The following is a 13,948-nucleotide window of genomic DNA, read 5'->3' on the forward strand; positions in this document are numbered from 1 at the left end:
TAAAAGAAAGAAGGGGGCCAAATGAAGAAGTATCTGACAAAAAAGCGGATAATCTGTTATCTTTTCTGTTTTATTCTGGTTTGTACTGCAGTGCTGGGAATCACTTATGCCCGCTATCGGACGGAAGTTGCCGGTGCGGCTGCTGCCAGTACTGCCGATGTGGCACTCAACAGTTCCATTGACCTGAGCAGCGCACTGAAGAAAATGGTGCCAGGGGAGAAGAGAGAGATTTTGTTTTCCGTCACAAACCAAAAAGACGCTTCGGTGAGCGAAGTAGCACAGGAATATTCAGTAAGCGTTACTTCCACAGGAAACCTGCCTTTGACCTATGAACTGGCAGAAAAGGAAGCCGTCAGCAATGGAACAAGCGTGGAATCTCCTCCGTCAGTTCAAGACTTATCTTATGTGTGGACCGGGGGCAGGCTGCCTCACGGTGCTGCGGCTGTGCACACTTATACATTGACCGTAAGCTGGCCGGCAGCCCAGGCGGCCGGCAGCTATGCGGATGAATTTGATCGGATCACTCTGACGGTAGATGCAAAGCAGGTAAAACCTAAGACGAACTAATGGACAGGAGGCACAGGTATGAGATTTTTACATATAGAGGATAAGGACAAACGCCGCTGGCTTCCGGCCCTGGTTATTCTCACCGCTGCAGTTTTGCTCTCTTTCGTTGGAATTACAGTGGCACGTTACATCACCCGGCAGGAGGGGAAGGGAATCGCTGAGGCAGATAACTTTTACTTTACCAGTGATCTTCTGAGAGAAAAAGAAGAGAACGCTTGTTATTATGTGGACCCCCAGACAAAAGAGATTACAGTTACACTTTCTAATGCAGCGGATGCGAGGAGAGTAACGCCCGGGACAATAACATACCGTGTGGAAGTAACTGGCGGTACAGTTGTCTCTGGGAGCGGAAGTCTGCCAGGGGGGAAAGAAGAGAAAGCTATTGTTTCTGTTTCTCCTGATCCTGATGCAAAGGAACTATCAGTTACGGCAACAGCCGCACCATATGAAGAGTCACTCTCCGCGGTTTTTAAACTGGCCCTGGGGAATCAGTACACAGTAGAAGATGCTGCGGGTAATGCAGCAGCCGTACTTACCATAACCTGTACGGATGACAGAAAAGAGATCCCTCTTACACTTCCGGATCAGGTTATACCAGAAGAGACCAATGACAGAGTGGAAAAGGGAAGCGGCGGTTACATGTATAAGAGTCAGGGGAAAGGAATTTATTCCCTGGTACTTTTAAAAGCAGATACCAAACAAGATTTAACCCAAAAGGGCAGTTTTGGGGATCAGATTGTGTTAACAACAGAACCATAGCGGAAAAGAGAAGCTGTGGTTTTGCCCTGTTCATAGGAGGAGCGACATGGAAAGAAAACAGAAAAAATTTAGAGTGCACAGATGGTACCGTGTCCTGGCAGTTTTGCTGGTACTGTGTCTGGCACTGAGTTATCTTAATATGAATTCCATCCTGGCTTATGCAGAAGGCAGTGCTCCTGTGACGGTTGATGTAGGTGAAAATGTGTCAGCTGTCCTCCAGGACGGAATACTGACCCTCAGCGGGCAGGGAAACACTGCAGATTTTAGTGCAGAGACTGCCCCGTTTCTGCCATATGCAGAGGAAATACACACTTTGCTGATAGAAGATGGAATTACCTATATCGGTTCTTATCTGTGCTACGGCCTGGGGAACCTAAAGGGAGTACTGACGCTTCCGGGAAGTATATCCGGTTTTGGAGACTATGCATTTTCCGGCAGCAGTCAGATAGATGCGCCTGCATTTACGGAGATACATAATGAATTCACAGGGACAGATATCTTTATGCAGCAGGCCATAGAGCATCCGGAGACTATTTTTTCTGAGGGGCAATCCGGAACTGTGGATGTTTCGGAGTATAATCTTTCCTTTTTTTAGTCAGCCCAGGCCGCCGGATACTCTATAAAGAGCGAATCTGTGGAGGCGCTTCCGGATGATATGACGGAGCCGGAACTTCCTGCATCTGAGGAGGCAGCCGCGGTTTCTGAAGCACCGGAAGTTTATGCCGCAGAGGCAGCGGGTACAGTGTATGTGGATCAGGGCAACGGAAGTGATGAGACAGGGACCGGGACAAAAGCTGCCCCTTATCGAACCATTGAGAAAGCTGCCGCAGGGCTGCAGGAGGCAGGGGCCGGCAGCACAGTGGACGATAATAAAATTATTATTATAGGGACTTATGAATTGCAGAGCAGGGACTTATTAAGCGAGAATCCCATACCTGTCACAATTGCAGGAAACACAGGCGACTGCGTATTGAAGGGTCTGTACGAAGCGGGGCAGGACAAGTCGGAGCTGCAGTTATACTTATATGAGGGAATATGCTTTGAAAACATTAAAATAAAAAATATTAATCATATCTATGGCAATGGACATGACATAACTATAGGCAAGAATGTTGTAAATGCCACAAAAGAGCCTGATGATTACTCCCTGGGATTCTATTTATACGGTTCAGGGCAGCATGGAATGGTAGGGAATTCGGTTGGGAAAATTTCTGTCTACAGCGGTACAACCATAAGAATCGTGGGGTATGTAAGAAATAACTCCAGTATTAATACATCAGGCCTGAAAGCTGATATTACGGTGGGGGGAACGGCCAATGTGTCAACGGTTGTTGCAGGGAGTGCCAGCGGCGCGGTAACCGGGGCTGATGTGGCGATTTCTGTTGAAGGCGGCTACGTGGGCACTTTAATTGGGGGGAATCAGGGATTCAGCAATATATTATCCCCTTATGAGGGGGATACATCCATTACTATTTCCGGCGGGACCGTTTCAACCATTTTAGGTGCGGGCAGCGGCAGAGCGGTAAGTATCCCAACGTATTGCGGCAGCATGAAGATTAATGTATCTGGTGGTTCGATAGGAAATATCTATGGGGCAGGCTCTGCAGCTTATGTGCTCAGTAAAGATAATCAAAAGTCTGAGGTTAACATATCCGTGACAGGCGGCAGTATCAATAATATTTTTGCCGCCGGGAAAGGCGGGGACAACAGTGTAGCAGAGAACGAGAACATCAAATTCTCGGAAAAGACTCCCCCGGGGATGTTCGGCAGTATGACCGGAACGGCCAACATCACTGTTGGAGGCAATGCCGTGATAAATGGCAGTATTTATGCCAGCGGAGAGGGATATGTGGACCAGGAATATGGAACAGAGAATGCATTTTTAAGCGGCAGTGCTGTTATAACCGTTAAAGACAGCGGCATTGTGAAAGGAAATGTGTACGGCGGGGGCAAGGGGCTGAAACAGACTGGATATGAGAGCTGCGCCCGGGTGGAAGCAGATTCTTCTGTGGAGGTAAGAATAGAGGGCGGCAGTATCGAGAACAATGTCTACGGCGGCGGAGAAAATGGTATCGTTCAGGGAAAAAGTATGGTACATATGAGCGGAGGTACGGTTAAAGGAAATGTCTACGGCGGCGGGGAAAACGGTTTACATGAAGGGAAAACAGAAGTGCACCTGGGCGGTGGCATTGTGGAGGGCTCCCTCTACGGAGGTGCCCTGGGTAATCCTGGGGAACGCTTGGTATACGGGGGCTCCACAGTGAATATGACTGGTGGATGGATTCGCGGCAATCTATACGGGGGCAGCGAGCTGAGCGATGACGGTCCGAAACCTGTGGAAGGTGAGCTGGCAGAAGACTTAAAGGATTTGATTTTTGTGAATCTGGCTGGAGGCACCGTGAGCGGCAATGTGTTCGGGGGCGGCTACCGGGGAACAGTCAACGGTTCTACACATCTTCATATCGGTGTGGATGCACCCAATGAGTGTGATTACTATGCAAAGCATACAGAAGAAAAACCCATTCTGACCCCATCGGCTTTATCTGTGGAAGGCTCTGTCTATGCCGGGGGGGATTATGGCGGCGGGGATACCGTTGATTATGCTACAATAACAGTTAACGGTACCTCCCATGTCTATATTGACGGAACAGGCTATAATACAGGGGCATCTGGCAGCGGTTCAGACATGGCTATTGCGGGAGGTGCGTTTGGAAGCGGAGCTTCCTGTGACGCAGGATCCATCCGTCTGGTGACTCTGAAAAACTACGGCAGTCCGGTTAACAATGATGCAGGAATTGCGAAGGGAGCTACCCGAACTCTGTCAGCCATCCAGAGGGCGGACAGGGCAGTTTTGATGAACTCTCATGTAAAGCTGACCGGGCAGTCCGATGTGGCGAATCCCAACCAGACAGCCTTGTATTCGCTGAACCGTATCGGAAACCATGGGAATAGCAGCAGCCTGGGAACTCTGGGAAATAGCCTGGTGCTCCAGGGCGGCAGTACACTGGTGCTGGAATCAGCAGTGAACGAAACGGCAAACTTCAAAAGTGTGGATAAGGACGGGAATAGCGTGGCAATGAATCAGCTGGAAACTTGTCCCAACACAGTCATTTTTGACACCGGTACGGTTTTTCGCATCGCTTCTGTCAGCGAGAAGGATGTATCAGGGGAAGAGCTGTACGGGGAAGTATCCGGTTACACCTATTTGCTGGCGGATGATAAAGCAGATGCCTATGCCTATGCCCGTGCCAAGACAGATTCACAGTATAATACGGACGGAGGCTTTGTGGATCCCGAGAATAAGGAGAAGGAACTGGAGTATACGAATGTAGGAACTCAATACCGTTACTGGCGGATACAGGGAAAAGAGTCTGCTGCGGCATCCCGCCATATGGTGCTGACAGCACAAACTCTGGCAGAAGGAGACAGCGGATTCGGAAGCGATGGATATTCTGTGGCAGAAGGAACCATAGAACTCCCACCGACAGCGGCAGGTTCTACATATACGGTTACAAGTATCACGATTCCCACAGAAACCAACCTTGTCCTGGCAGATGCGGCGAAAAAAGAAGCAGGAGCCGACAGCTGGGCGACGGCAGCAGAGAATCACTCTTCAAATACACAAGAGATTATTCTGGAACAAGAGAAGCAAAGAATACAGGGTGACAGTGCCTTCGGCCTGTTTATGAAAATTGGAAGCGGATTTTCCAATGCGGACAGTGCTTCCGGCAAGGTGATCTCCAAGGATACGGCGGCGGCAGACGGAAAAAATTCTATAATCGGACAGCAGACAGCGTCTGCTACAGATGGGGGTGCACCTCATATGGACTTTATCCTGACGTATAAAAATCAGGACATTTCCGTCAGCAAGGCGCTGGGTACAGTGGTGATCGAGCTGACGCGAAACGATGGGGCAGTGCTGAATATGAATGTGGAGATTGTTACAAAAGCGAAGGCTCTTGCAGATCAGACGGTTGAACTATTCCCAGAGCGGCAGCTATACCGGCAGGATGATCATTCCGTCCGGCGTCAGCCGGAATCTGGAGCTTACAAAGGTTTCTGCCTCCTCCTCTTCTTTTGTGACAGGCGACAGTCAGCTGGAAAAGAATAACTTTGCCGTATCTATGCTGCCGGTAAAATCACAGGGATGGAATACTGCAGGTCTGTTGACAGAGGCATATGATTTAAAGACATTTGCTTCCTCTCCTGTTGCCATAGGTACTACGGACAGCCGTTACCAGGCTTCTGTTGAGTTTACTCTGCAGAATGCGCCGGGCTTTCCTGCTAAACCCGAATCGGATGTTGTGACCCTGACGCTTACAGACATGAACAGCGGTGAGTTTCAGGTTACACTTAAAATCCACTGGAAAGATTCTATTGTGTCTGAGGTAAAAACAGCTCCTGGAAGGCAGTACAATGGGATATCTGCCCAAAAACCCAGAATTTCCCAGAAAAGTGCGGTTACTGCGGCATTTACACTTAGCGGTGATGAGAATGTCTCAAACCTTTGGCTGGAACTGCGGAGAGGAGAAGCGGGCACACCTGTGCTGTTAGCGGAGACCACAATCACATTAATCTTGTCCGGCCGTTTTTACAGCTATCAGATAACAGGGAATGAATCTTCTAATAAAGTCAGCCTGTCACAGTTTACACAGATGTGGGAGAGCACTAAGCTTGGAGGCAACATTTCTAAGAATGCAGTACTGACAGTAATCATGGATTTTGGAAAGACGGAAGGCCTCTCTAACGATGATTATAGTTTGCGCTTGCGAAGCGATACGAGCGCAGATTCCTCAGGGGCAGAATTTACTGTGTACAATGAAGAAGCTGCAGTTAGCCTGTCCGCCGACGGAGGGCTTTCCAGAGGAGCATATACGTTCCATCTGAATATTGCACCTAATACGGATACAAATTTGATGGATGGTGCGGCGGCAGTTCTCTATCCTGAGAGCGGAAGTCTCCCGGAAGGGGTGGTATTTGAGTACAAGGGGGAAGAATATTATCCCAGCGGCGGAAAAGTGTATGTGCCCCTGGGAGCACCCGGAGCTCACGATTTAGTTATGAATACTTCGAATTCAGCCGGACTTGCGGCGGGAGATCTTACCTTCAAGGCAGAGATTTATCCCATAGGTCAAAGTGCGGGTGCGGCATTAAAAGCTTGGTCTGCTTCCTGCAGCTGCAATGTGAAAGAGAATCCAAAGCAAGCTCTCCTGATTCGATTAGAGAGTGAAAGCCGCATTGTGAAAGCAGGGACACAGCTTACCTTTGCCGCTGACTATTCTGTTACAGGCGAAGGTGGGCATGCAGTTACACTGACGGTAGAGAAAAAAGAGAACGGAGTTTATCAGCCGGCTGAGAATTGGCAGTACAGCGGGGGCCAATCCATCACAAATACCTCAGGTACAAAATCAATTGATGTTACAGTGCCGGCATCGGCTGCTGCCGGCACCTACCGGCTGTGGTTTAGATTCGGGGAACAGTCTGTACCCTATAATATAATAGTAGAATAGCTCTACAAGAAACAAGCGACTGGCCAAATGAAAAAAACGGTGTTCGGACCACTGGTCCGGGCGCCGTTTTTACCCTATCTCTAATTCAATCCTAAAACATTCAGGGGAATCTCATTAAAAAAGTAATGACACCCCATCAGTTCTATGTAATCCAGAGTGTCTTTATACTGTTCTGCCCGAAACCAGTCATTCAGCAGATAGACATACTCCACCCACATATTCAGAGGACTGAATAGCTTTTGATATTCCCATTTCTTAAAATGGCAGTTGGGGAGCTTTTCATCCACAGACCCCGGGGAACTTTGAAATTTTTTTTCTATAATATAGACGGTTGCGTTGTTATAATTAATGAATGCTTCGTCTGGAAGCCACCGTTTAGAATTATAGTATCTGTAGTCGATCCCTCTGGGTTCCAGAAATTGGGTATAAAGCTTGGCCTTGGCCACGGACATGCCGATGGGCTGCTGGAGCATAAAGCTGTCTTTTCGATAAATGCTGCAGTCGATCACTTGGTAGCCTCTGTTTTCCAGGGCCTCATTCAGTGAAGTAGTCTGTTCAAAGAGAAGGCCGTTGGCATTGGTTCTGGCCCCGCCCCCATGGATATTAGGTGTTTTGGACATAGTTTTCCTCCCTCAGTATGTGTTTTGTCCATTATACCAATCTGCAGAGCAAAAATCTACTGGGAAGACAGAAGATACCTCTTGTCAAACCATAGTAAATTGGACTATAATAATCAAGAGTGTTCCAGGATAATACAGGAAATTCAGGAAAAACTGATAGTGAGAGAAAGGGTCACATACTATGGAAATTTTGAAACGAAACGGGCAGGCAGAACCCTATCAGTGGGAAAAGATAGAACATGCAGTACGCCTGGCATTCCTGAGTGTAGGACAGGAGCCGGATAAGGACACACTGCGGGATCTCACAGAGGCCGTGGAGGCCAGGATCCAGAAATTGGTACAGGAGGGGGAGACACTCCATGTAGAGCTGGTTCAGGATCAGGTGGAGAAGACACTGACAGAGAGAAATTATTATGAAGTACTGAAAAGCTATATCCTTTATCGGGAGGAGAGAAGCAGAAAGCGAAAGGCCAGGCAGAATATCGCCGCTTATTTTGCGGAGACAGAGGCGGACAGGGAGGAGATAGACAGAACCCTGAAGGCTGTTCAGTCAGAATATCCGGACACACCCTACGATCTGGAACATCTGCTGATTAAATTCACCTCTTTTTTTAAGCAGAGCATGAATGGGAAGGAAAGGCTTAGAATCCTCACCCAGGCGGCGGTGGAGCTGACTACCCAGGAAGCCCCAAAGTGGGAATTTATCGCCGGAAGACTCTATATGCTGCAGTTTGATAAGCAGTTAAAAAAGGATATGAAGCAGTATCAAATTATGAACTTTTACGACAAAGTAAAGTATCTGACAGAGGAGGAACTGTATGGGAGCTATATACTGGACCACTACTCCAGGGAAGAGCTGCTTTGCTACGAAACCTATATACAGGAAGAGCGGAATTATCTGCTGAACTATTCCGGTCTTGAGCTGCTGCTGGGCAGGTATGTGATTCGGAACCGGCAGCAGATTCTGCTGGAGACACCCCAGGAGATGTTTTTGGGGATTGCCATGCATCTGGCTATGCTGGAAACAAAAGACAGGGATGGGTGGGTGAGGCGCTTCTATGATATGCTGAGCACCCTGAAGGTTACTATGGCAACCCCTACCCTTTCCAATGCCAGAAAGCCATACCACCAGCTCTCTTCCTGTTTTATTGATACGGTGCCGGACAGCCTTACGGGAATATACCGAAGCATAGATAATTTTGCCCAGGTGAGCAAGTTTGGGGGCGGTATGGGACTGTATTTCGGGAAGGTGCGGGCAGCGGGAAGCAGCATACGCGGCTTTAAAGGAGCAGCAGGAGGCGTTATCCGCTGGATCAAACTGGCCAACGACACGGCGGTGGCGGTAGATCAGCTGGGGGTCCGTCAGGGCGCGGTGGCTGTATATCTGGATGTGTGGCACAAGGATCTCCCTGAATTTCTGGCGCTCCGGACAAATAACGGGGACGATAGAATGAAGGCACATGATGTCTTTCCGGCGGTATGCTATCCCGACTATTTCTGGGAGCAGGCCAGGGATAATCTGGAGGGAGACTGGTATCTTATGTGTCCCCACGAAGTGCAGACAGTCAAGGGGTATGCCCTGGAGGATGCCTGGGGGGAAGAATGGACGGAAAGATACCTGGACTGTGTAGAGGATCACAGAATTCATAAGCGTGTTATCCCCATCAAGGATATTGTCCGGCTGATTATAAAGAGCGGGGTAGAGACAGGTACTCCTTTTACGTTTAACAGGGATCTGGTCAACCGGGCAAATCCAAACAGCCATAAAGGAGTCATCTACTGCAGCAACCTCTGCACAGAAATCGCCCAGAATATGAGCGGGATTTCCCAGGTAGATCAGAGGGTGGAGACCATAGACGGAGAAACAGTTGTTGTGACGGTTACAAAACCCGGAGATTTTGTGGTCTGTAACCTGGCAAGCCTCTCTCTTGGAAAGATTGATGTGAAGAATCCAAAAGAGATTATGGAGATTACAAGAAGTGCGGTGAGAGCCCTGGATAATGTGATTGATCTGAATTTCTTTCCTGTCCCCTATGCAGAGGTGAACAACAAAAGATACCGTCCCATTGGCCTGGGCGTCAGCGGCTATCATCATATGCTGGCGAAACAGGGAGTTTTATGGGAGTCAAAAGAACATCTGGAGCTGGCGGATCAGGTATTCGAGGAGATCAATTACGCAGCCGTTACAGCCAGCTGGGAAAATGCGGCGGAAAAAGGCTGCTACGAATATTTTGAGGGAAGTGACTGGCAGACGGGCGCTTATTTTGAAAAGCGGGGATATGAAAGCAGCCGCTGGGAGACCCTGAAAAACCGCGTAAGGGCGGATGGACTGCGCAATGGTTATCTTTTGGCTGTGGCTCCTACCAGCAGTACAAGTGTAATTGCTGGTACAACTGCAGGGGTAGATCCGGTGATGAACCGCTATTTTCTTGAGGAGAAGAAGAACGGTCTTATGCCGCGGGTGGCGCCGGAACTGGATCTCTCCACATTCTGGTTTTATAAAAATGCCCATCATATTAACCAGGAGTGGTCTGTGAGGGCCGGGGGCGTGCGCCAGCGCCACATTGACCAGGCACAGAGCATGAATCTGTATATTACCAATGATTATACTTACAGCCAGGTGCTGCGGCTGTATATTCTGGCCTGGGAGTGCAAGGTGAAGACGCTGTATTATATCCGCTCGAAAAGCCTGGAGGTAGAAGAGTGTGAGGTATGCTCCAGCTAAGAGCAGATGAATTAGGAAACAATGACAGAGGAGAATAGTATGGAACAGCTGAAAAAGAAACCCCTGTTTAACCCCCAGGGAGACATTGATGTAAGAAAACGCCGTATGATTAACGGAAATACAACAAACCTGAATGATTTTAATAATATGAAATATACCTGGGTCAGCGACTGGTACCGCCAGGCCATGAATAATTTCTGGATCCCGGAAGAGATTAACCTGGGGACGGATGTGAAGGATTACGTACAGCTGGCGGAGGGGGAGAGAAGAGCATATGATAAAATCTTATCGTTTCTGGTGTTCCTGGACAGCATACAGACAGCAAACCTTCCCGCGGTAGGAGAATATATTACGGCCAATGAGATCAACCTGTGCCTCTCTATCCAGACCTTCCAGGAGGCGGTTCACAGCCAGAGCTACAGTTATATGCTGGACAGTATCTGCGAGCCCCAGACCAGAAATGAAGTCCTGTACCAGTGGAAGAATGACGAGTATCTGCTAGAGAGGAATACTTTTATTGGGAACCTGTATAATGAATTTCAGAGAGATAAAAGTCCCTTTACTTTTGCAAAGACACTGGTGGCCAACTATATTCTGGAGGGAATCTATTTCTACAGCGGATTTATGTTTTTTTATAATCTGGGGCGGAACCATAAGATGCCGGGTTCTGCCCAGGAGATCCGATACATCAACCGGGATGAGAACACACATCTGTGGCTTTTCCGCAGTATCCTCCTGGAATTGAAGGAGGAAGAACCGGAGCTTTTTACAGAGGAAAAAACCGCAGTCTACCGGGATATGATCCGTCAGGGCTGTGAACAGGAGATCCGCTGGGGACATTATGCCATAGGAGATGACGTGCCGGGACTTACCCGGGAAATGGTAACAGAGTATATCCAGTATCTGGGAAACCTCCGTTGCCAAAGCCTGGGATTCGCAGTATTATATGAGGGTAGAGAAGAAGAACCCTCCAGCATGGGATGGGTAAGCCAATACAGCAATGCCAATATGATAAAAACTGACTTTTTTGAGGCACGGAGCACCGCCTATGCAAAAAGCAGCGCATTGGTAGATGATTTGTAATTCCTGAGGCTTGTTTTCTTCCGAAAAAATTAGAAAGAGAGGATTTGCTATGAAACCGACAGAACTTAAAAAGGACCTGTACTGGACAGGGATCTGCGACACAGAGCTGAGGGTATTTGACATTATCATGGAGACCGAATTCGGAACTACTTACAATTCTTACCTGATAAAAGGCAGCAAAAAGACAGCCCTTATTGAGACCGCCAAATATAAATTTTTCGATTCTTACGTAAAGAAGCTGGAAAGCCTCACGGATCTGAGCAAAATTGATTATATAATTGTCAACCATACGGAGCCTGACCATGCGGGGAGTGTGGAGAAGCTGATAGAACTGAACCCCAATATTAAGATTGTGGGAACCGCGGCGGCTCTTGGATTTCTTAAGAATATTGTGAACAGAGACTTCTACAGTATTGCAGTGAAGGAAAATGATGTACTGTCTCTGGGTGATAAAAACCTGCGATTTATGATCCTTCCCAATCTCCACTGGCCGGATACCATGTATACTTACCTGGAAGAAGAACAGGTTCTTTTTACCTGTGACTCTTTCGGCAGCCACTACAGTTTTGACGGAATCCTTCTCAGTGAAGTGACAGATGAGGAGGGATACAAAAGCGCTGCAAAGTATTACTTTGACAATATCATAGGACCCTTTAAGCCATATATGCGTAAAGCCCTGAAACGGATTGAAGATCTTCCGGTCAGTATGATCTGTACGGGCCACGGCCCGGTGATTGACTGCAGAGTCAGGGAGATTATCGGCTGGAGTGATGAGTGGAGCAGAGAGACGAATCCGAATACAGAAAAAACGGTCATTATTCCCTATGTGAGTGCCTACGGATATACGAAAGAAATGGCAGAAGAGATAGCCCGGGGCATACAGGACAGCGGTAAGATAGCTGTCCGCATGTACGACATGGTAGAAGCGGATCCTGCAAAGGTTATGGAGGAACTGGGGTATGCGGACGGCATCCTGTTCGGTACGCCTACGATTGTGGGGGAAGCCTTGAAGCCTATCTGGGATCTTACCACCTCTATGTTCCCCAGAATACACGGCAAAAAGCTGGCCAGTGCTTTCGGCAGCTATGGGTGGAGCGGAGAAGGCGTGGAACACATTCTGGAGCGGCTCCGCCAGCTGCGGATGAAAGTAGTAGACGGACTAAAGGTACGTTTTAAATCCGGTAAAAATGATTTAATTGAGGCATATGAATATGGATACAATTTTGGCTGTATCCTTCAGAACAAAGAAAATCCCCGAACAAAATCTGCAAAGCGAGGTCTGGTAAAATGTCTGGTATGCGGGGAGATTTTTGACGAAAGTCTGCAGATTTGTCCGGTGTGCGGCGTGGGAAAGGAAAATTTTGTGCCGGTTGAGGAAGAGGAGAACAATTTTTGCAGGGATACCAGCGAAAAGTTCCTGATCCTGGGCAACGGTGCCGCAGGCGTCAGTGCGGCGGCTGCGATCCGTGAGCGAAATGCCACATGCTCCATTGTCATGGTTTCTAATGAGGAAGTGCTCAGCTACAACCGTCCCATGCTGACAAAATCCATCCTTGCCGCTTTTCAGCCTTCGCAGCTTGCGATCCACGAGGAGAGCTGGTATCAGGAGAAGAACATTATAAATGTGCTGGGAAGAACCGTCTCAAAGATTGACACAAAGGAAAAAGAAGTGGAATTTACCGACGGCATGCGCCTGAAATATGATAAATGCATCTATGCTCTGGGATCTGAGTGCTTTGTACCCCCTATACCGGGCACGGAAAAGGAAGGGGTAATCGCTATCCGCAGGCTTACCGATGCGGTAGAGGTAGGCAGCCTTCTGCCTAAAATTAGGCATGCGGTTGTCATCGGAGGGGGTGTTCTGGGACTGGAAGCTGCCTGGGAGATCAGCAAATCCAAATGCCAGGTCACTGTTTTAGAAGCAGGGAGTCAGCTTATGGGCCGTCAGCTGGATGACGGAGCCAGCGCTCTTCTGAAAAAAATAGCGGAAGAACAGGGCATCCAGATCCGCCTGAATGCTAAAATCAGCGCCGTTGAGGGGGATACCAGCGCAGCAGGGGTGCGCATGGACGACGGGGAGGTGATTCCCGCAGAACTTGTGATCATCTCCGCAGGAGTTCGGGCCAATACCGCGGTTGCGGATGGGGCTGGAATCAAAATCGACCGATCTGTGGTGGTTAATGAGAAAATGGAGACAAGTGAAGCGGATATCTATGCCTGCGGCGACTGTGCCCAGTTCCAGGGTATCAATTATGCCATCTGGCCCCAGGCTCTGGAGATGGGTAAGGTAGCCGGCGCAAACGCTGCCGGGGACAGTCTCGTATATGAGACGGTGCCTGCAGCTTTGAGTTTTCACGGAATGAATACCTCCCTGTATGCCATCGGCGATCCGGGCAAGAAGCCGGAGACAAAATATAAAAAGGCAGAGCTGGCGGATGAGTGGAAGAATACCTATGAGAAATACTACTTTGTAAATAACCGGCTGGCGGGGGCTATCCTCATAGGAGATACCTCAAAGATGGCGCAGGTGACACAGGCGATGGAAGAGAATCTGACATATAAAGAGATGTTTAAGTGATTGGTTTTGGGATGTAAAGCTTAGGAAGAAGGTGGACTTCAGACGGACGGATATGGAAGGGCGGGCCGGAGGGCACTGGCACCCCATCCCCTGGGGTGCCAGTGCC

8 protein-coding genes are annotated in these 13,948 nt (G+C 48.7%); 7 read left to right on the top strand and 1 reads right to left on the bottom strand.

What is annotated here, in order from left to right:
• The first annotated feature begins 21 nt into the window (after positions 1–21).
• From GKG41_RS17470 to GKG41_RS17485, 4 genes are read left to right on the top strand one after another with little or no spacing between them, the layout of a single operon-like run.
• The gene (locus GKG41_RS17470) at positions 22–567 is read left to right on the top strand and encodes a hypothetical protein (protein WP_154260999.1); all 546 of its coding nucleotides are present in this window, start codon (positions 22–24) and stop codon (positions 565–567) included.
• A gap of 18 nt (positions 568–585) precedes the next feature.
• Positions 586–1,326, top strand: a complete 741-nt coding sequence (locus tag GKG41_RS17475) for a hypothetical protein (protein WP_154261001.1) — start codon at positions 586–588, stop codon at positions 1,324–1,326.
• A 46-nt stretch (positions 1,327–1,372) separates the two neighbouring features.
• On the top strand, positions 1,373–1,921 hold the full coding sequence (locus tag GKG41_RS17480; protein ID WP_154261003.1) for a hypothetical protein: 549 nt from the start codon (positions 1,373–1,375) through the stop codon (positions 1,919–1,921).
• Positions 1,922–1,981: 60 nt separating this feature from the next.
• Entirely contained in the window at positions 1,982–5,437 is a 3,456-nt protein-coding gene (locus GKG41_RS17485; RefSeq protein ID WP_154261005.1) for a hypothetical protein, read from the top strand.
• 1,479 nt (positions 5,438–6,916) lie between these two features.
• On the opposite strand, the gene GKG41_RS17490 is transcribed toward GKG41_RS17485, so the two are convergent.
• Positions 6,917–7,456, bottom strand: a complete 540-nt coding sequence (locus GKG41_RS17490; RefSeq protein ID WP_154261007.1) for a PD-(D/E)XK nuclease superfamily protein — start codon at positions 7,454–7,456, stop codon at positions 6,917–6,919.
• A 181-nt stretch (positions 7,457–7,637) separates the two neighbouring features.
• On the opposite strand from GKG41_RS17490, the gene GKG41_RS17495 reads away from it, so the two are divergent.
• From GKG41_RS17495 to GKG41_RS17505, 3 genes are read left to right on the top strand one after another with little or no spacing between them, the layout of a single operon-like run.
• On the top strand, positions 7,638–10,181 hold the full coding sequence (locus GKG41_RS17495; RefSeq protein ID WP_154261008.1) for a ribonucleoside-diphosphate reductase subunit alpha: 2,544 nt from the start codon (positions 7,638–7,640) through the stop codon (positions 10,179–10,181).
• A gap of 39 nt (positions 10,182–10,220) precedes the next feature.
• Complete coding sequence (locus GKG41_RS17500; protein WP_154261011.1) at positions 10,221–11,264, top strand: ribonucleotide-diphosphate reductase subunit beta; 1,044 nt, start codon at positions 10,221–10,223, stop codon at positions 11,262–11,264.
• 49 nt (positions 11,265–11,313) lie between these two features.
• Complete coding sequence (locus tag GKG41_RS17505; protein ID WP_154261013.1) at positions 11,314–13,842, top strand: FAD-dependent oxidoreductase; 2,529 nt, start codon at positions 11,314–11,316, stop codon at positions 13,840–13,842.
• Positions 13,843–13,948: the final 106 nt, after the last annotated feature.

It is taken from the genome of Lactonifactor sp. BIOML-A5 (genome assembly GCF_009677585.1).
Lineage (GTDB): Bacteria > Bacillota > Clostridia > Lachnospirales > Lachnospiraceae > Lactonifactor.